The sequence below is a fragment of the Sphingobium sp. AS12 genome, assembly GCF_019097845.1.
Lineage (GTDB): Bacteria > Pseudomonadota > Alphaproteobacteria > Sphingomonadales > Sphingomonadaceae > Sphingobium.
On sequence record NZ_JAHRGM010000035.1, the window covers coordinates 200942 to 218845 of the forward strand.

Genomic DNA, 17904 nt, shown 5'->3' on the forward strand with positions numbered 1-17904 from the left:
AATCTTTAGGGCGGCCGACGGGCCACGCGGTCCCAACGCCGCGCTGCTCTCTGTAAGGAGAAGCTACATGACTGATTTGACTGCCGTTGACGCCACCGTTGCGCCTGCCGTAAAGCCCGCAACCCTTCCGGCCCGTCCCTTTTTCTCGTCCGGTCCCTGTGCCAAGCCGCCCGGCTGGAGCGCCGCTGCGCTCGCCACCGACTCGCTTGGCCGTTCGCACCGGTCCAAGATCGGCAAGACCCGCCTGGCCTACTGCATCGACCTGATGCGCGAGCTGCTGAACCTGCCTGACACCCACCGTATCGGCATCGTCCCCGGCTCCGACACCGGCGCGTTTGAAATGGCGATGTGGACGATGCTGGGCGCGCGCCCGGTCACGACCATCGCCTGGGAAAGCTTCGGCGAAGGCTGGGTGACGGATGCGGCCAAGCAACTGAAGCTCGACCCCACCGTGATCCGCGCCGACTATGGCCAGCTGCCCGATCTGTCGGCGGTCGATTTCAGCAACGATGTGCTGTTCACCTGGAACGGCACGACGTCGGGCGTCCGCGTGCCGAACGCTGATTTCATCCCCGCAGACCGCGAAGGCCTGACCTTCGCCGACGCGACCAGCGCGGTGTTCGCCTATGCCATCGACTGGGCCAAGATCGACGTCGCCACCTTCTCCTGGCAGAAGGTGCTGGGCGGTGAGGGCGGCCATGGCGTGCTGATCCTCGGCCCCCGCGCGGTCGAACGGCTCGAAAGCTACACCCCCGCCTGGCCGCTGCCCAAGGTTTTCCGGCTCGTTTCCAAGGGCAAGCTGACCGAAGGCGTGTTCAAGGGCGAGACGATCAACACCCCCTCCATGCTGGCGGTCGAGGACGCGATCTTCGCACTGGAATGGGGCAAGTCGATCGGCGGTGCCGCTGGCCTGATCGCCCGCAGCGACGCCAATGCTGCTGCTCTGGACAGAATCGTGGCGGAGCGCGACTGGCTCGGCCATCTCGCGGTTGACGAAGCCTCGCGCTCGAAAACCAGCGTTTGCCTGACCGTCGCGGGGGCCGACGAAGCCTTTATCAAGGCCTTCGCTGGCCTGCTGGAGAAGGAAGGCGCGGCACTCGACATTGCCGGCTATCGCGACGCCCCCGCCGGGCTTCGCATCTGGTGCGGCGCGACCGTCGACACCGCCGACATAGAAGCGCTCGGTCCCTGGCTCGACTGGGCCTACGCGACCGTGAAGGCCGCCGCTTAACATATTGTCTGTTCCCGTTCGCCCTGAGCGAAGTCGAAGGGCTCGGCCGACCGAAAGGGAGGCCACTTCGCTTCGCTCAGTGGATGGCTTCGACTTCGCTCAGCCCGAACGGCTTTCTTATTCCAGAAGGATCAAATCCATGCCCAAAGTCCTTATTTCCGACCAGATGGACCCCCGCGCCGCCGCGATCTTCCGGGAGCGTGGCGTCGAAGTCGATGTCATCACCGGCAAGACCCCCGAAGAGTTGAAGGCGATGATCGGCCAATATGACGGCCTCGCCATTCGCAGCTCGACCAAGGTGACCAAGGACATCCTCGACGCCGCCACCAACCTCAAGGTCATTGGCCGCGCCGGTATCGGCGTCGACAATGTCGACATCCCCTACGCCTCCGCCAAGGGCGTGATCGTCATGAACACCCCGTTCGGCAACTCGATCACCACCGCCGAACATGCCATCGCGCTGATCTTCGCGCTGGCGCGCCAGATTCCCGAAGCCAATGCCCAGACCCAGCAGGGCCTGTGGCCCAAAAACGGCTTCATGGGCGTGGAAGTCACCGGCAAGGTGCTGGGCCTCATTGGTGCGGGCAATATCGGCTCGATCGTCGCCAGCCGCGCGCTGGGTCTGAAAATGAAGGTCGTCGCCTTCGACCCGTTCCTGACGCCCGAACGCGCCGTCGAAATGGGCGTGGAAAAGGCCGATCTCGACACGTTGCTGGCCAAGGCCGACTTCATCACCCTGCACACGCCGCTGACCGACCAGACCCGCAATATCCTGAGCCGCGAAAATCTGGCCAAGACCAAGAAGGGCGTGCGCATCGTCAACTGCGCACGCGGCGGGTTGATCGACGAAGCCGCGCTGAAGGATGCGCTCGATTCGGGCCAGGTCGCGGGTGCCGCGCTTGACGTGTTCCAGACCGAACCGGCCAAGGAATCGCCCTTGTTCGGCACCCCCAACTTCATCTGCACTCCCCATCTGGGCGCGTCGACCGACGAAGCGCAGGTCAATGTCGCGTTGCAGGTCGCCGATCAGCTGTCCGACTATCTGCTCGACGGCGGCATCACCAATGCGCTGAACGTGCCCAGCCTGTCGGCGGAGGAAGCCCCCAAGCTCAAGCCCTATATGGCGATTGCCGAGAAGCTGGGCAGCCTGGTCGGCCAGCTGGAAGGCGACCAGATCACCGGCGTCGCGGTAGAGGTAGAGGGCCATGCCGCCGAACTGAACCAGAAGCCGATCACCGCCGCCGTGCTGGCAGGACTGATGCGCGTCTATTCGGACACGGTGAACATGGTCAACGCCCCCTTCCTGGCCAAGGAACGCGGCCTCGACGTGCGCGAAGTGCGTCATGATCGCGAAGGCGACTATCAGACGCTGGTGCGCGTCACCGTCACCACCGAAAGCGGCCAGCGTTCGGTCGCCGGCACCTTGTTCGGCCACGCAAGCCCGCGTCTGGTCGAACTGTTCGGCATCAAGGTGGAGGCCGACCTAGACGGCACCATGCTCTACATCGTCAACCAGGACGCGCCCGGTTTCATCGGTCGTCTGGGGTCGACACTGGGCGCCGCCGACGTCAATATCGGCACCTTCCACCTTGGTCGTCGCAACCAGGGCGGCGAAGCCGTGCTGCTGCTGTCGGTTGACGGCACCGTTACCGAACCGCTCCGCTGGGAAATCTGCAACCTGACCGGCGTGAAGCAGGTCAAGGTGCTGCGTTTCGCGTGAGGGCTGACCCCTAACCCGTTCGTCCTGAGCCTGTCGAAGGACTGTTCTTTTTAAAAGGACAGGGCTTCGACAGGCTCAGCCCGAACGGTGGTTGGGGGTGGCCTAGCGCCTATTTTCCGGTAAAGGCGCAAGCCATGACCATGATCCCGCCCGGCCTTCTTCCCGAAGGATTATCCGACCGCCTGCCACCGCAGGCCGAAGCCTCCGCCCGGCTTGCCCGCCGCGTGCTGGATACGGTTGCGACCCATGGTTATGAGCGGGTCATGCCACCGCTTGCGGAATTTGAGGATACGCTGACCCAGCGGCTTAAATCCATGCGCGCGCAGGATCTGGTCCGTGCGGTCGATCCGGTGTCGCAGCGCAGCCTGGCGCTGCGCCCGGACATGACGGCGCAGGTCGGCCGCATCGCCGCGACGCGCCTGGCCACCGCGCCGCGCCCGCTGCGCCTCTCCTATGCCGGTCCGGTGATCCGCCTGAAAGCAAACCAGTTGCGCCCCGAACGGGAGAAGTTGCAGGTCGGGGCCGAACTGATCGGGTCGGACAGCGTCGCCGCCGCAGTGGAGATCGTCAATGTCGCGATCGAGGCGTTGCAGGCGGCGGGCGTTAGTGGTCTCACCATCGACTTCACCCTGCCCGACCTGATCGACATGCTGGCCGCCGGGCCGCTGCCCTTGGCTGCGGACGAACTGGAAGCGGTGCGCACCGAACTGGATGCCAAGGATGCAGGCGCGCTCGTGGCGCTTGGCCCGCAAGCCGCCGCCTATCTCCCGCTGATCGAGGCGACCGGCCCGTTCCACGCCGCGATGGAGCGACTCGACGCCTTCAACGCGCAGCTGGGCGGCGCGATCGACAGCCGCATCGCGGGCCTGCGCGCCATCGCCAAACCGATTGGCTGGGACATTACCCTGACGCTCGACCCGACAGAACGGCACGGCTTTGAATATCAGAACTGGTTCGGCTTCTCGATCTTTGCCGAAGGCTTCATCGGCGAAATCGGCCGGGGCGGCAGCTACGCCATTTTGCGCGCTGACGGGCAGGATGAACCCGCCATCGGCTTCTCGCTCTATCCCGACCCGCTGATCGACGCGGGTTTTGGTGACGAGGCACCCAAACGCCTGTTCCTGCCGCTGGGTGCCGACGCAATTCGCGCCGCCGCCTTGCGCGCCGAGGGCTGGCACACCGTCGCCGCGCTGGTGGGCGATGAGGATGGCGCGACCCTGCGCTGCTCGCACTGGCTCGATGGCGCGGAACTGCGCGCTTTCTAACGGAATATCCGCGCCAGCCAGTTGTCCACGATCGCCGTCCCCGGATAGCCGGGGTCACCCATCTGCCGGTTGATCTGCATATGGCCGCGCAGCCCGCGACCCTCCAGCGCCTGTATCTCCACCGGCGTGCCTGCGCGTTTCAAGGCAGTGGCCAGGGCCTCCGATTGCGCCGCGCCATCGTCCCGGTCGACATGCAGGATCAGGAAGGCCGGAGCGTTGGGCCGGGCGGCATGGCGGGTCGGCGACAGCGCCTGCTGCCGCGCGGGATCGGTGCCGAACGCCTGTTCATAGGTGCCCTTCATGAACCGGCCCGATTGCGCCATCTGCGCCGCCACATCATAGGCCGCGCCGTCCAGCGGGATGATCCCGCGCACGGCATCGGGCGGCAGGCCAGCCTTGGCGAAATAGCGCATGTCCGTCCCCACCAGCGCGACCAGATGCGCGCCCGCGCTATGCCCCATCAGCACGATCCGGCCCGGATCGACCCCCAATGTCGCCGCCCCCTTGCGCAGGAAGGCGACCGCATCGGCCACATCCTGCGCCTGCTGTTCCACTGTGGCCCCTGGAACCAGGCGATAGTCGATCGACGCAAATGCATAACCAAGCTGTTGATAATGAAGGGATTTATACCGGCCGGTGGCATTGTCCTTACTGCCCCGCTTCCACCCGCCGCCATGGACGAAAATCACCAACGGTTTCACTATGTTCGGCTGACTGTCGGCTTTGCCCGGCCAGAAATCGAGCGTCTGCGCCGGATCGCTGCCATAGGCCATCACTTGCTCTCCAGCCTGCTCCCGTAGCGGAGCGCCGTCGGCGGGGGACAAGAGCGACAGGCACAGGGCAAGGATCAGCGCTATCCGCACCACACATCTCCACAGACGACGGATAATCAGGATTGCGCGCCTGCATCATCTCGTAAAGCCGTTGCCCTGTATCAAAGTGTAATCGCTCCCCGCCTTGACGCGCCCGCCCCGCGCCGCTAACCCGCGCCCGCACCGGGTGCCCCATACTCTGTCGGGCGCCCAATCGATCCTACCGGCATGTCGAGTCCCGTCGAAGGGCATGGCCGGTCCGCGCGGCGGGCGGAGATCTGTATCCATGGCAAATGTAACCGTGATCGGCGCCCAATGGGGTGACGAGGGCAAGGGCAAGATCGTCGACTGGCTGTCGGAGCGCGCCGATGTCGTTGCCCGTTTCCAGGGCGGCCATAATGCGGGCCACACGTTGGTCGTTGGCGAGAAAGTCTATAAACTCTCGCTGCTGCCATCGGGCATCGTGCGCGGCACGCTGTCGGTGATCGGCAATGGCGTGGTGCTGGACCCGTGGCATTTCCGCGATGAAGTCGCCAAGCTGACCGGGCAGGGCGTGTCGATCACGCCCGACAATCTCCAGATCGCCGAAACCTGCCCGCTGATCCTGCCCTTCCACCGCGACCTTGATGGCCTGCGCGAGGATGCGAGCGGTGCTGGCAAGATCGGCACCACCCGGCGCGGCATTGGCCCGGCCTATGAGGACAAGGTTGGCCGCCGTGCTATCCGCGTGTGCGACCTTGCCCATCTCGACGATCTTGGGCCCCAGCTCGATCGCCTGACCGCCCATCATGACGCGCTGCGCGCCGGTTTTGGCGAACCGCCGATCGATCGTGCCGCGCTGATGGCGGAACTGACCGAGATTGCCGACTTCATCCTGCCCTTCGTTAAGCCGGTGTGGCTGACGCTCAACCGTGCCAAGGCGGCGGGCAAGCGCATCTTGTTCGAAGGCGCGCAGGGCACCCTGCTCGACATCGATCATGGCACCTATCCCTTCGTCACCTCGTCCAACACGGTCGCGGGCACGGCGGCGAGCGGCACCGGCCTTGGCCCCAATGCGGCAGGCTTCGTGCTGGGCATCGTCAAGGCCTATACCACCCGCGTCGGCTCCGGCCCGTTCCCCACCGAACTGGAGGACGCCACCGGCCAGCGGCTGGGCGAACGCGGCCATGAATTTGGCACTGTCACAGGGCGCAAGCGCCGCTGCGGCTGGTTCGACGCCGTGCTGGTGCGCCAGTCGATCGCGGTGTCGGGCGTCACCGGCATCGCGCTGACCAAGCTCGACGTGCTGGACGGGTTCGACACGCTCAATATCTGCGTCGGCTACAAGATTGGCGACCAGACCTACGACTATCTGCCCGCCCATGCGCAGGATCAGGCGAAGGCACAGCCGATCTACGAAACGATCGAAGGCTGGCACGACACCACTGCCGGCGCACGCAGCTGGGCGGACCTTCCCGCGCAGGCGATCAAATATATCCGCCGGATCGAGGAACTGATCGGCTGCCCGGTCACGCTCGTATCCACCAGCCCGGAGCGCGAGGATACCATCCTGGTGCGCGATCCCTTCGCGGATTAAGGTTATAGGGTTCAGGCATAGCCTGAACTGTTCCGCACCGGCCCGCTCCCCCACCCGGCCGCCCAATCAGGATATTCTGTGGGTGGCCGGGTGGGGGAGCGGGCCGGTGCGGTCTTTCCGAAGGAAAATAAATGGCCGAGAAATTCGAACGGCATAGGCAGCCCTGGACTCAGGATGAAATCCAGAAGCTGCACCTGCTGGCGAAGAAGGGTATGGGCCTCAAGGCTATCGCCAAGGCGCTGACCCGGACCGAGGAATCGACCAAGGCCCGTGCCAAGGAAGACGGTCTGAACATCGCCAAACTGCGTTAACGGCGCTGCGCCATGCGCCGATCGATCCAGACCAGCGCATGGCCCGCCGCGACGAAGCCTATCGCGATCAGCACCGCATTGACCAGCACCGTGCCGATGCCGAGCTTCGCGACGTCGATGAACGGATAGGCATAGCGTCCCTCCGCCATGCCGCGCAGCAAAGCATAGGGCAAATAGAGCGCGGGAAACAGCGTCCATCCCCATGCATCGCGCCATCGCAACTGGCCTCGCACCGCAAAGGCGATCCACCACAAGGGGACCAGCACGGGCGTCACCTTGTGCAGCAGCGTATCGGCGAGCAGCGCACCGCCGCTCAAAGTCAACAGTCCGCGCAGCAGCAAGCCATAGATGATCCCGACCAACAGGATCGCCAGCATGACGCCTGCAAATCGGCGCGGATGCGGTCGCCCACCGATCGCAGCCCAGCCAAAGGCCAGCGCGACGAGCAGATTGGTCAGCACCGTGAAGTAGCGCAGCAATGTCCAGAGCGTGCCCGCAACCGACCCGGTCTGATCGAGCGTCGCTGCGAATTGCACGACCAGCCCGGCCATTGCGACAAGGGCCACGATCGCCGCCGCTATCCTTGCCGTCATGCCCGATCCTCCTCACCTGCCGCGATCACCGTCGCCGCGACCAGATCGCCGGTTACGTTCAGCGCGGTGCGGCACATGTCGAGCAGCCGGTCGACGCCGAGCACCAGCCCGATCCCTTCAGGGGGGATGCCGACCATGCCCAGTATCATCGCCACCACGGGCAGCGATCCCGCCGGCACGCCCGCTGTACCGATGCCGCCCAAAATGCACATCATCATCACCATGACCTGTTGGGCGATGCTGAGGTCGATGCTGAAAAACTGGGCGAGGAAGATCACCGTGATCCCCTCGAACATCGCCGTGCCATTCTGGTTGGCGGTCGCGCCGATGGTCAGGACGAAGCGGGCGATGCGGCGGGGCAGGCGCAACTCCTCTTCCGCCACGCGCAAGGCGGTGGGCAGGGTCGCGTTGGAGGATGCGGTGGCAAAGGCCATGACCGTCGCCTCCTGCACCGAGGCGAAGAAGCGCCAAGGCGATCGTTTGGCTATGAAGGCGATCAGCAGCGAATAGACGCCAAACATCTGGATCGCCAGCGCCAGCAGCACCACGCCGACATAGGCGGACAGACGGATCAGCAAGTCCCAGCCGAAATGCGCGGCCAGGTTGAACATGAAGCAGGCGATGGCAATCGGGGCCAGGCGAATGACCAGCCCCATCAGCCGCATCGTCACCGCCAGCACGCCTTCCATCGCGCTTAGCAGCAATTGGGTCTGCGGCGTGCGCACCAGCATCAGCCCGATGCCGAAAAACAGGGCAAAGACCATCACCGCCAATATGTCGTTGCCCGCCATGGCCGCGACGATATTGTCGGGGACGATTGCGATGAAGGCGGCCATCCCCTGCGGCGCGTCACTGCCCCGGCTCACTATCGCCTGCGCGCCCGGTCCTGCCTCGCTCAGCATCGCCCGTGCCATGGCCGGGTCGATCCCTGCGCCCGGCCGCAACAGGTCGACCACCAGCAGGCTGACCGCCACAGCAATCGCCGACACGACCAGTGTATAGACTAATGTGCGCAGCCCCACGCGGCGCAGGGCGCGAATCTCCCCCATCTCGGCAATCCCGACGATCAGCGCCGACACCAGCAGCGGGATGACCAGCATGAACAGCAGGCGCAGGAAAATCTGGCCGATCGGCCCAGTGACATAGGTGGTGACATGATCGACCCAGCGCGCATCCGGCGCGGTCATATAGACGGCAAGGCCGACCACCAGCCCGATGACGAACCCGGCCAGCATCTGCCACTGGAGCGATACCGCCGCAGTCCTTGTGCCGGTTTCAGCGCTTGGTTCGGGGCTTGTGCCGGTCAATCGCCTGTCCTCATGTTACCGTAGCTGTCCAACGGTCCGGCACGGCTGCAAGTTGCACCAAAAGCCAGTCATTTCGCTATAGCATCGAGGGAGCTTTTCCGCGCCTCTTGCGTTGGCGCGGTCCTATCCTTTGGAGACCCGCATGATCGTCGATCCCGTACCCAGTCTGCGCCGCATGGCGACGGAAGTGTGGAAGCCGCTGACGTTATTGTTCGTGTGGGACTGTGCCGTCACGATCACCTATTATGTGCTGCCGTTCAAGGCGCCCGAACTGCCACTGACCATCTTCGGCACCGCGCTGGCTTTGTTCCTGGGGTTCCGGTCCAATTCGGCCTATCAGCGCTGGTGGGAAGGGCGCACCCTGTGGGGGGCGATGATCAACGCGTCGCGCAGCCTGGCGCGCGCGACCCGCAATTTCCTGCCCGATCCCGAAGGACGCGATTTGAAGCGCGAAATCGTCAAGCGCCAGATCGCCTATGTCAACGCGCTGCGCTGCCAGTTGCGGCGGCTGCCGATCGATGACGATGTCACCCGATTTCTGGAGGAAAAGGACAAGGGGCTGGCGCTGGCCCGCACCAATGCGGCCAACGGCCTGCTCGACAGCACCGGGCGGCGTATCGACATCGCCCGGCGTGAAGGGTGGATCGACACGATCCAGCAGACCCAGATGGAGGCGGTGCTGGTCGACATCGCCAATGCGCAGGGCGGGATGGAGCGTCTCAAAAATACGCCGCTGCCGGTGCAATATCGCTATCTGCCGACTATCTTCACCCATCTTTTCTGCCTCTTCCTGCCGATCGGGCTGGTCGAGACTCTGGGGCTGGCGACGCCTTTGGGGTCAACCGTGGCGGGCCTCATGTTCCTGGCGGTGTTGCGGATCGGCGACGATCTGGTCGATCCCTTCGCCAACACGGTCCATGACGTATCGCTCAACGCCATGTGCCGCACGATCGAGATCGACCTGCTCCAGTCCATCGGCGACCCCGCACCGGAACCGCTGAGGCCCGCGCGCGGGGTGTTGTGGTAGAGAAACTCGGAAATATCCGTTCGCTTCGAGCGAAGTCGAGAAGCCGTTAGGCGAGCGCTTCTCGTTTCTCGACTTCGCTCGAAACGAACGGAGGAAATATTACCCCTTCCGCTCGTCATCCACCATGTCGGGGGCCAGCTCCAGCCCGGCGCGGCCATGCGCGACGGTATGCGCCGGTGCCTTTGGATGCGGCACGTCGATCGGCTCCTCGACCTCCAGCATCCCTTCCCATTTGGTGATGACCGACGTGGCGATGGCGTTGCCCAGCACGTTGGTGGCGGTGCGGCCCATGTCCATGAAATGATCGACCGCCAGGATGAAGGCGACGCCCTCGACCGGCAGGTCGAACTGGCCCAGCGTGGCCGCGACCACGACAAGGCTGGCGCGCGGCACGGCGGCGATGCCCTTGCTGGTCACCATCAGCACCAGCAGGATCGTGATCTGGGTCGCGATCGGCAGGTCGATGCCATAGGCCTGCGCGATGAAGATGGTCGCGAAGGTCGAATACATCATCGACCCGTCCAGGTTGAAGCTGTAGCCCAGCGGCAGCACGAAGCTGTAGATGCGCCGCGGCACGCCGAAGCGGTCGAGTTGCTCCAGCATCTTGGGATAGGCGGCTTCAGACGAGGCAGTGGAGAAGGCGATCAATATCGGTTCGCGGACATAGCGGATCAGCGTGAACATCCGCTTGCCCAGGAATATCGATCCCGCCGCGAACAGCAGCAGCCAGAGCGCCCCCAGCGCAATATAGAATTCACCGATCAGCTCACCAAAGGTGACCAGCACGCCCAGCCCCTCGGTCGTCACGACCGACGCCAGCGCCCCGAACACGGCGAAAGGCGCGACGCGCATGACATAGCCTGTCACCTGCAACATCAGTTCGACCATCGATTCGATGACGGTGACGACCGGCTTGCCCTTCTCCCCGATCGCGGTCAGCGCGACGCCGACGAACAGCGAGAATACGACGATCTGAAGGATCGAATTGTCCGCCATCGCGCCGACCATGGAGGTCGGAAAGACATGGAGGATGAAGTCGCGGAAATTGAGCGCTTCGGTATTCACGCCCGATTCAGCGCCCGACCGGACCAGGTTCAGCCCTTCGCCCGGCGCAAAGAAATTGACGAAGATCAGGCCCAAGGTCAGCGAAATCAGGCTGGCGATCACGAACCAGGCGAGCGCCCGCCCGCCGATCCGCCCCAGCGCCGCGCTGTCGCCCATATGGGCGATTCCCGCGACCAGCGTTGAGAAAACCAGCGGCGCGATGATCATCTTGATCAGGTGGAGAAATATGTCGGCCAGCAGGTGGAAATAGCCAGCCACATCCTTGGCCAGCGTCTTGTCGCTGCCAACCCACAGATTGGCTGCGAAGCCTACAATCACCCCCAGGACCATGCCGGTGAGAATGAAGGCCGTCAGTCTGTTACGCATCCGTGTCCCTCTAGGCCGCAGGAGCCAAAGCTCCGCGCTTCTTTTACGTCTGTCAGGCCGACACCTAACAGGCCCATGGGCCACCGGCAATCGGCGCGCGTCAGGGGGGCATCAGCATAGACGAACAAGCGCACGCTTTCCGCGCCTCGCTTCGTCCGAAATGGTGGCGTCAGAAGCGCTTAAGGGTAGAGCAGGCCTTCGCTCCAGCCATCGCCCGCGCGGGTGAACAGCCGTCGTTCATGCAGGCGATGTTCGCGATCCTGCCAGAATTCGATCCGCTGCGGCGTTACGCAAAAGCCCGACCAGTGCGGTGGGCGTGGCACCGGCCCACCCTCGAACCGCGCCCGTTCAGCTTCATACCGGTCCATGAATGTCTGGCGGTCGGGCAGGGGGCGGGACTGGTCGGATGCCCAGGCACCCAGCTGGCTGTCGCGGCTGCGGGTCGCAAAATAGGCATCGGCGGTCGCATCATCGACCGGGCCGACCGGGCCTTCGATCCTGATCTGCCGCCGCGCCGATTTCCAGTGGAACAGCAAGGCAGCATGGGGATTGGCCAGCAACTCGCCCGCCTTGCGCCCCTCGAAATTGGTGTAAAAGACAAAGCCGTCCGGGCCGTGCCCTTTCAGCAGCACCATCCGCACCGACGGATGGCCGTCGGCATCGGCTGTGGCGAGCGCCATGGCGTTGCTGTCGTTGATTTCACTCTCGCGCGCCTGGGCGTACCAGTCGTCGAACAGGGCAAAGGGATCGGTCATGCCCGGTCTTTAGGGGCGGGACGCGGCCCTGTCGATACGGGCTGACCGAAGGGGAGGGGGTGCCGGCGCGACACCCCCTCACATCCTCAGAAGCGGAAGCCCAGACCCGCCGACCAGCTGGTATAGTCGCCAGCCTTGATCAGGTTGAAGTTCAGCCGGATGAGGTCGCGGGCGTTGCGGGCCGATTCTTCGCGACCCCTGATGCCCAGCGACAGGGTCATTTCGTGGAATGTGTTATAATAAAGCTTGTCGCCGCTATAGTTGGTCAGCGCATAGCTGGCCCGCACCGACGTATTGCGTCCGAACCCGCGGAACTTGAGCGGCAGGTCATAGGCCAGCCCGTTGCGGAATGCCCAGTTCTTCAGGCCCGGATTGACATTATAGCCGGTAAATCCGGTGCTCATCGTCGATGTGTAGCCGATCATATTGCCGATGATCAGCCGACCCCGACCCAGGCCGTCCAGCACATAGCGGCTGGCCACCGTGGTGGAGATCATATGGCCGAGCGAACCGAGCTGATCCGACCCGGTGATGCCGTAGCCGATCCGCGGTTCGAGCGACCAGCGCTGCGCGATCAGCGGAAATTCGACGCCGACGCCGAACTGGGCAGTCGCGGCGCGCGCGCCGTTCACTTCGGAATAGCTGACCGGCAGGTCGAATTTCAGCAGAGCGCGGCCGCCTTCGCTCAGGCGGAAACTGCGCGCAATCCGGCCGTCCACGCGCATGAAGTCATAGCGGCCGCCATCCGACGAACCGCCGCTATAATTGGCGCCGACGATCCACGGGTCGCCCGCCGTGTTGGTGCCGCCATTGGCTGCCTGTTCGATCGCCGAATCGCCCGACGACAGGTCCAGGCTGGAGCGGATCAGGCCGCTCTGCACCGAACCGGGGTTGCCCGCGAGCGGATCGACCGGCGAATAGCGCGCCAGCGATTTGAGCAGCAGGCGCACGAGCCGCTCGGCTTCGGCGCTGTCGACTTCGTCCAGATATTCGTTGAACAGGTCGTAGGAAGACTGGCGCGTCACCCCGTTAAAGCGGTTCTGGTAGGTTTCGCCTTCCGCATCGAGCGCAGGGATGGAGATGCGGAATACCGAGCTGTTGGCGTCGTAAAAGCCGTAGATGGGTAGGCCGCGAAAATCGATGACGCCGCTGACCGGCAGCAGATCATTATATTGCGCGCCATAACGCTCGCGCAAACGCTGCGGATTCATGAAATCCTGGCCGTCATTGGCGATGTCCAGGCCATAGCTGTCGGTTCGGGTAAGGCCGCCTGGCAGACCCAGCGTCACGCCGATGCGGAACAGGCTTTCCAGCTGGTCGAGCTGCTGCGGCGTTGGCGGTGGCGGGCCGACCTGCGCCTGCGCGCTGGTCGCGATCGAGCCGAGCATCGACAGGGCGGCCACGGCACCCCATGCAAATTTCTGAAACATGATTTAACCCCCAAAATACTCGCATTCCCCACGCGAGACAGGCGGCGGCTAGCAATTGGTGGGACGGGGCGCATACCCCATCAGGGTTATGGGGGGCTTGGCGCGCATCCATTGCTTGAATGTCGCGCGATCCTCCGCCACATAGTCGCCAAGTGATGCTTTTTCGCAACAGGTAAGATGATGGCCGATCCCTATTCCACATTGGGCGTCGCGCGCGGCGCGACCGACGCGGAGATCAAGTCCGCCTATCGCAAGCTGGCCAAGGAATTGCATCCCGACAAGAATCGGGACAATCCGAAGGCTGCGGAGAAATTTTCCGCCGCGACCAACGCCTATGATCTACTGTCCGACAAGGACAAGCGCGCCCGTTTCGACCGGGGGGAAATTGACGCGGATGGCAATCCGACCGCGCCCTTCGGTTTTGGCGGCGGTGGTGGTGGCGGTTTTCGCGGCCAGCCGGGCGGTTTTGAGACCGGCGGCGCTGATTTCGGCGATATTTTCGAAGGATTGTTCGGCGGTGCGGGGCGTCGCGCGGGCGGCGGCTTTGGCCGTCAGGCACCGCAACCGCGGGGTGCCAACGTCGCCTACCGGCTGGCGGTGCAATTTGCCGACGCGGCCATATTGGCGCCGCAGCGGATCACCTTGCAGGATGGCAAGACCATCGACCTGAAGCTGCCAGCCGGGGTCGAAAACGGCACGCAGATGCGCCTGTCGGGCAAGGGGCAGCAGGGACCGGGCGGCGCGGGCGACGCGATCGTTACGATCGAGCTGCGCCCGCACCCCTTCTTCAACCGCGACGGCGACAATGTGCGGCTCGACCTGCCGATCACGCTGGACGAAGCGGTCAGGGGCGGCAAGGTCAAGGTGCCGACCGTCGATGGCCCGGTGATGCTGGGCGTGCCCGCCGGCACCGCGTCGGGCAAGACGCTGCGGCTGCGCGGCAAGGGCTTTACCGGCAAGGACGGCACGCGCGGCGACCAGCTCGTCACCCTGATGGTCGACGTCCCCGCCGATGATCCGGCGATCCAGGCGCTGGTGGAAAATTGGCAGGACCGGCGGGCGGTTCGCGCCCATCTGGGCGTCTAGGGCGTTATCGGGCGAATGCCCATGCCTTCGCCCCTCTCCCCTGAATCCCGTCGCCACCGGATGGCGGGTCATATCCACCGCCAAATCAACCGCGTCCGCCCCGGATCGCACCCGTTCGAGATTTTCAAGCGGGTCGCGGTCGGCACCTATAGCGACGGGTTCATCCATGCCGGGAACCTTGCCTATCTCTCGCTGATGACGCTGTTCCCCTTCTTCATCGTCGCAGCGGCAGTGGCCAGCATCTTTGGCCGGACGCAGGACGGGGTGCAGGCGGTCAACGCCTTCCTGACCACCGTGCCGAGCGGAGTGGCGGAGGTCGTGCGCCAGCCGATCAACGATGTGCTGGCCGCCCGCTCCGGCCCCCTGCTGTGGCTGGGCGCGCTGGTCGGCCTGTGGACCGTGGGCAGCCTGATTGAAACGATCCGCGACATTCTCCGCCGCGCCTACGGCACCAAAAGCACCAAGCCCTTCTGGCGATACCGGCTGGGCGCGGTTGGCATCACCCTCGTCAGCGTCGTCGCGGTGATGTTCGCTTTCTCGTTGCAGGTTGTGATCACCGGCATCGACCAGTTTCTGCAACAGATATTGCCCTGGGCCGACGATGCGATCGCGCTGGTGGCGTCGGCCAAGCTGGTGCCGATGGGCATCGTCTGCATCGCGCTCTGGTCCTTGTTCGTGTCGCTGACGCCGACCCTGTACAAGGATCGCCGCTTTCCCAAATGGCCCGGCGCCGTCGCCACATCGCTCTGGTGGTATGCAACCACCTTGCTGCTGCCGCCCACCCTGTCGCTGCTGGGCGGATATGACCGCACCTATGGCAGTCTGGCGGGCGTCATGATCACGCTCATTTTTTTCTTTCTCGTCGGGCTTGGCGTGGTAATTGGCGCGGAACTGAATGCGGCGCTGGCGGAATTTCCCGAAGAGGAAGAGGCCGCAGAGCCGGACACCCAAGGGAATGGAACGACGATATGAACGGCTTGATGGCAGGAAAGCGTGGCCTCATCATGGGCCTGGCCAATGACAAGTCGCTGGCCTGGGGCATTGCGAAAGCGCTGCATGAACAGGGCGCGGAACTGGCTTTCTCCTATCAGGGCGACGCGCTGGCCAAGCGGGTCCGGCCATTGGCAGAGCAGGTCGGATCAGACTTTCTGATCGACTGCGACGTCACCGACATGGACAAGCTGGACGCTGCCTTTGCGGAGATTGAGGCGCGCTGGGGCGGGCTGGATTTCGTGGTTCATGCGATCGGCTTTTCCGACAAGAATGAGCTGCGCGGCCTCTATGTCGACACCAGCCTGGAAAATTTCCTGCTGACCATGAACGTGTCCGCTTACAGTTTCGTGGCAGTCACCCGCCGCGCGCGCGCGCTGATGCCCAATGGCGGCAGCATCCTGACGCTGAGCTATTATGGCGCGGAAAAGGTCATCCCCCATTATAACGTCATGGGCGTGGCCAAGGCGGCGCTGGAAACCAGCGTCAAATATCTGGCGATGGATCTGGGACCAGAAAATATCCGCGTGAACGCCATCTCCGCCGGGCCGATCAAGACGCTCGCCGCCAGCGGCATCGGCGATTTCCGGTACATCCTCAAATGGAACGAGCTGAATTCGCCGCTGCGCCGCAACGTCACGATCGAGGATGTGGGCGGCGCGGGCCTTTACCTCCTGTCCGATCTGGCGTCGGGAGTGACCGGCGAAATCCACCATGTCGATGCCGGCTATAACGTCATCGGCATGAAGGCCGAGGACGCCCCGGATATCGCGCTGGATAAGTGACAACTGACCCTCTCCCTTCAGGGGAGAGGGAGGGGCCCGCCGCGAAGCGGTGGGAGGGTGAGGGGAATGAAGCGATCTGATCCTGCAACGCCAGACTCGCTGAAGCGGGTTCGCGCAATGCCGACCGAGCCGGAGAGGCGGCTCTGGGTCAGATTGCGCAGCCGTCAGCTTGCAGGCCTAAAATTCCGGCGACAGGTCTGGCTGGTCGATTATATCGCGGATTTCTATTGCGCCGATCTCAGTCTGGTCATCGAAGTTGACGGCGATGACCATGCCGTTAGGGAAGCAGCCGACCGGCATCGGTCGGAACGACTGGCACGAGAAGGCTTCCGCATCGTCCGTTTCGCCAATGCGGATGTGTTGAGCAATATCGATGGGGTGTTGGAGACAATATTGATGACGGCGCGCCAAAACCCCTCACCCTCCCACCCGGCTGCGCCGGGCGGGGCCCTCCCTCTCCCCCCAGGGGAGAGGGGAATATGAGTTTCAACACATTCGGTCGTATGTTCCGCTTCACCACCTGGGGCGAGAGCCATGGTCCTGCGATCGGCGCGGTCGTCGATGGCTGCCCTCCGGGGCTGGACCTGAGCGAAGCCGATATCCAGCCCTGGCTCGACCTGCGCAAGCCCGGCACGTCCAAATTCACCACCCAGCGGCGCGAAGCGGATGAGGTCCGCATCCTGTCGGGCGTGTTTGAAGGGCGGACCACCGGCACCCCAATCAGCCTGATGATCGAAAATACCGACCAGCGATCGAAAGATTATTCGGACGTCGCCAAGGCCTATCGCCCCGGCCATGCCGACTATGCCTATGACGCCAAATATGGGTTCCGCGACTATCGCGGCGGCGGGCGGTCGTCCGCGCGCGAGACGGCGAGCCGGGTGGCGGCGGGCGCGGTCGCCCGTGCGGTGATCCCCGAAGTCGATATTTTCGCCTATGTCAGCGCCATTGGCGGCGATGCCATCGACTATGACAATTTCGATCCGGCGCTGATCGGACAAAATCCCTTCTTCTGCCCGGATGCGCAGGCGGCGGTGCGCTGGGAAAAGCTGGTCGACGAAGCCCGACTCGACGGCTCGTCGCTGGGCGCGGTGGTCGAATGTATTGCGTCGGGCGTTCCGGCGGGCTGGGGCGCGCCGCTCTATGCCAAGCTGGACAGCGAACTGGCCAGCGCGATGATGAGCATCAACGCGGTCAAGGGTGTCGAGATTGGCGACGGGTTTGCCGCCGCCAGCCTGCGCGGCGAGCAGAATGCCGATCCGATGCGGCCTGCTTTGGACGGGGGCAATGACGGCCCCATCTTCCTCGCCAACCATGCCGGTGGCATCGCCGGCGGCATTTCCACCGGTCAGCCGGTCAAGGTCCGTGTTGCGTTCAAGCCGACCAGCTCGATCCTGATCCCGGTCGAAACCGTCACGCGCGAAGGCGCGGCGTCGGACATCATCACCAAGGGCCGCCATGACCCCTGCGTCGGCATTCGCGGGGTGCCGGTGGTCGAAGCGATGATGGCGCTGGTGCTGGCCGACCAGAAACTGCTCCACCGCGCCCAATGCGGCGAACGCCCCGAAACCGACTGACGCGCCAA

Annotated in this window: 17 protein-coding genes; 11 read left to right on the plus strand and 6 right to left on the minus strand. The window is 64.2% G+C overall.

Annotated features, from left to right (window positions below; translation table 11 throughout):
• Window positions 1-67 precede the first annotated feature (67 nt).
• The 3 genes from KRZ98_RS14210 to KRZ98_RS14220 all read left to right on the plus strand — a co-directional run bounded on the left by KRZ98_RS14210 (window position 68) and on the right by KRZ98_RS14220 (window position 4216).
• Window positions 68-1231, plus strand: coding sequence for a phosphoserine transaminase (locus tag KRZ98_RS14210; RefSeq protein ID WP_217674125.1), 1164 nt, complete (start codon window positions 68-70; stop codon window positions 1229-1231).
• Window positions 1232-1370: 139 nt separating this feature from the next.
• The gene (gene serA / locus KRZ98_RS14215) at window positions 1371-2951 is read left to right on the plus strand and encodes a phosphoglycerate dehydrogenase (RefSeq protein ID WP_217674126.1); all 1581 of its coding nucleotides are present in this window, start codon (window positions 1371-1373) and stop codon (window positions 2949-2951) included.
• Between the two features lie 134 nt (window positions 2952-3085).
• The gene (locus KRZ98_RS14220; protein WP_217674127.1) at window positions 3086-4216 is read left to right on the plus strand and encodes an ATP phosphoribosyltransferase regulatory subunit; all 1131 of its coding nucleotides are present in this window, start codon (window positions 3086-3088) and stop codon (window positions 4214-4216) included.
• Here the strand turns inward: KRZ98_RS14220 and KRZ98_RS14225 are convergent.
• The gene (locus KRZ98_RS14225; RefSeq protein WP_217674128.1) at window positions 4213-5079 is read right to left on the minus strand and encodes an alpha/beta hydrolase; all 867 of its coding nucleotides are present in this window, start codon (window positions 5077-5079) and stop codon (window positions 4213-4215) included. The genes KRZ98_RS14220 and KRZ98_RS14225 overlap by 4 nt on opposite strands.
• Before the next feature lie 235 nt (window positions 5080-5314).
• On the opposite strand from KRZ98_RS14225, the gene KRZ98_RS14230 reads away from it, so the two are divergent.
• Together KRZ98_RS14230 and KRZ98_RS14235 are read left to right on the plus strand one after the other, a co-directional pair.
• Window positions 5315-6604, plus strand: a complete 1290-nt coding sequence (locus KRZ98_RS14230) for an adenylosuccinate synthase (RefSeq protein ID WP_217674129.1) — start codon at window positions 5315-5317, stop codon at window positions 6602-6604.
• A gap of 131 nt (window positions 6605-6735) precedes the next feature.
• Window positions 6736-6915 (plus strand): hypothetical protein, encoded by a 180-nt coding sequence (locus KRZ98_RS14235; protein ID WP_017181657.1) that lies wholly within the window; start codon window positions 6736-6738, stop codon window positions 6913-6915.
• Here KRZ98_RS14235 and KRZ98_RS14240 read toward each other — a convergent pair.
• Both KRZ98_RS14240 and KRZ98_RS14245 read right to left on the minus strand, forming a co-directional pair.
• Window positions 6912-7508, minus strand: a complete 597-nt coding sequence (locus KRZ98_RS14240) for a Pr6Pr family membrane protein (RefSeq protein WP_217674130.1) — start codon at window positions 7506-7508, stop codon at window positions 6912-6914. The two genes, KRZ98_RS14235 and KRZ98_RS14240, sit on opposite strands and share 4 nt — an antisense overlap.
• Window positions 7505-8743 carry a dicarboxylate/amino acid:cation symporter gene (locus KRZ98_RS14245; protein ID WP_254798519.1) on the minus strand — a complete coding sequence of 413 codons (1239 nt, stop codon included), beginning with the start codon at window positions 8741-8743 and terminating at the stop codon, window positions 7505-7507. Before KRZ98_RS14245 ends, KRZ98_RS14240 begins: the two co-directional genes overlap by 4 nt.
• 214 nt (window positions 8744-8957) lie before the next feature.
• On the opposite strand from KRZ98_RS14245, the gene KRZ98_RS14250 reads away from it, so the two are divergent.
• Window positions 8958-9842, plus strand: a complete 885-nt coding sequence (locus tag KRZ98_RS14250; protein WP_217674132.1) for a bestrophin family protein — start codon at window positions 8958-8960, stop codon at window positions 9840-9842.
• A 99-nt stretch (window positions 9843-9941) separates the two neighbouring features.
• Here KRZ98_RS14250 and KRZ98_RS14255 read toward each other — a convergent pair whose 3' ends face one another.
• The 3 genes from KRZ98_RS14255 to KRZ98_RS14265 all read right to left on the minus strand — a co-directional run bounded on the left by KRZ98_RS14255 (window position 9942) and on the right by KRZ98_RS14265 (window position 13458).
• Entirely contained in the window at window positions 9942-11273 is a 1332-nt protein-coding gene (locus KRZ98_RS14255) for a dicarboxylate/amino acid:cation symporter (protein ID WP_217674133.1), read from the minus strand.
• Between the two features lie 179 nt (window positions 11274-11452).
• Complete coding sequence (pdxH, locus tag KRZ98_RS14260; protein ID WP_217674134.1) at window positions 11453-12028, minus strand: pyridoxamine 5'-phosphate oxidase; 576 nt, start codon at window positions 12026-12028, stop codon at window positions 11453-11455.
• Window positions 12029-12114: 86 nt separating this feature from the next.
• Entirely contained in the window at window positions 12115-13458 is a 1344-nt protein-coding gene (locus KRZ98_RS14265) for a hypothetical protein (RefSeq protein WP_217674135.1), read from the minus strand.
• 180 nt (window positions 13459-13638) lie between these two features.
• On the opposite strand from KRZ98_RS14265, the gene KRZ98_RS14270 reads away from it, so the two are divergent.
• From KRZ98_RS14270 to aroC, 5 genes are all read left to right on the plus strand, one after another.
• Window positions 13639-14544: a DnaJ C-terminal domain-containing protein gene (locus KRZ98_RS14270; protein WP_217674399.1), complete on the plus strand. Its 906-nt coding sequence runs from the start codon at window positions 13639-13641 to the stop codon at window positions 14542-14544.
• A gap of 15 nt (window positions 14545-14559) precedes the next feature.
• A complete protein-coding gene (locus KRZ98_RS14275; protein WP_217674136.1) occupies window positions 14560-15516 on the plus strand; it encodes a YihY/virulence factor BrkB family protein in 957 nt (318 codons plus the stop codon).
• A complete protein-coding gene (fabI, locus tag KRZ98_RS14280; RefSeq protein ID WP_217674137.1) occupies window positions 15513-16319 on the plus strand; it encodes an enoyl-ACP reductase FabI in 807 nt (268 codons plus the stop codon). The genes KRZ98_RS14275 and fabI overlap by 4 nt, the downstream gene beginning before the upstream one ends.
• 117 nt (window positions 16320-16436) lie before the next feature.
• Entirely contained in the window at window positions 16437-16802 is a 366-nt protein-coding gene (locus tag KRZ98_RS24595) for an endonuclease domain-containing protein (RefSeq protein ID WP_368389835.1), read from the plus strand.
• A complete protein-coding gene (gene aroC, locus KRZ98_RS14290) occupies window positions 16799-17896 on the plus strand; it encodes a chorismate synthase (RefSeq protein WP_217674139.1) in 1098 nt (365 codons plus the stop codon). The genes KRZ98_RS24595 and aroC overlap by 4 nt, the downstream gene beginning before the upstream one ends.
• Window positions 17897-17904: the final 8 nt, after the last annotated feature.

What these genes read in the sequence shown, in the direction of transcription:
- KRZ98_RS14235 (WP_017181657.1), top strand. Translation starts at nt 6,736, where the DNA reads ATGGCCGAGAAATTCGAACGGCATAGGCAGCCCTGGACTCAGGATGAA.
- aroC (WP_217674139.1), top strand. Translation starts at nt 16,799, where the DNA reads ATGAGTTTCAACACATTCGGTCGTATGTTCCGCTTCACCACCTGGGGC.
- KRZ98_RS14210 (WP_217674125.1), top strand. Translation starts at nt 68, where the DNA reads ATGACTGATTTGACTGCCGTTGACGCCACCGTTGCGCCTGCCGTAAAG.
- KRZ98_RS14270 (WP_217674399.1), top strand. Translation starts at nt 13,639, where the DNA reads ATGGCCGATCCCTATTCCACATTGGGCGTCGCGCGCGGCGCGACCGAC.
- KRZ98_RS14255 (WP_217674133.1), bottom strand. Translation starts at nt 11,273, where the DNA reads ATGCGTAACAGACTGACGGCCTTCATTCTCACCGGCATGGTCCTGGGG.
- KRZ98_RS24595 (WP_368389835.1), top strand. Translation starts at nt 16,437, where the DNA reads ATGCCGACCGAGCCGGAGAGGCGGCTCTGGGTCAGATTGCGCAGCCGT.
- KRZ98_RS14265 (WP_217674135.1), bottom strand. Translation starts at nt 13,458, where the DNA reads ATGTTTCAGAAATTTGCATGGGGTGCCGTGGCCGCCCTGTCGATGCTC.
- KRZ98_RS14240 (WP_217674130.1), bottom strand. Translation starts at nt 7,508, where the DNA reads ATGACGGCAAGGATAGCGGCGGCGATCGTGGCCCTTGTCGCAATGGCC.
- pdxH (WP_217674134.1), bottom strand. Translation starts at nt 12,028, where the DNA reads ATGACCGATCCCTTTGCCCTGTTCGACGACTGGTACGCCCAGGCGCGC.
- KRZ98_RS14220 (WP_217674127.1), top strand. Translation starts at nt 3,086, where the DNA reads ATGACCATGATCCCGCCCGGCCTTCTTCCCGAAGGATTATCCGACCGC.
- fabI (WP_217674137.1), top strand. Translation starts at nt 15,513, where the DNA reads ATGAACGGCTTGATGGCAGGAAAGCGTGGCCTCATCATGGGCCTGGCC.
- KRZ98_RS14245 (WP_254798519.1), bottom strand. Translation starts at nt 8,743, where the DNA reads ATGCTGGCCGGGTTCGTCATCGGGCTGGTGGTCGGCCTTGCCGTCTAT.
- KRZ98_RS14275 (WP_217674136.1), top strand. Translation starts at nt 14,560, where the DNA reads ATGCCCATGCCTTCGCCCCTCTCCCCTGAATCCCGTCGCCACCGGATG.
- serA (WP_217674126.1), top strand. Translation starts at nt 1,371, where the DNA reads ATGCCCAAAGTCCTTATTTCCGACCAGATGGACCCCCGCGCCGCCGCG.
- KRZ98_RS14250 (WP_217674132.1), top strand. Translation starts at nt 8,958, where the DNA reads ATGATCGTCGATCCCGTACCCAGTCTGCGCCGCATGGCGACGGAAGTG.
- KRZ98_RS14230 (WP_217674129.1), top strand. Translation starts at nt 5,315, where the DNA reads ATGGCAAATGTAACCGTGATCGGCGCCCAATGGGGTGACGAGGGCAAG.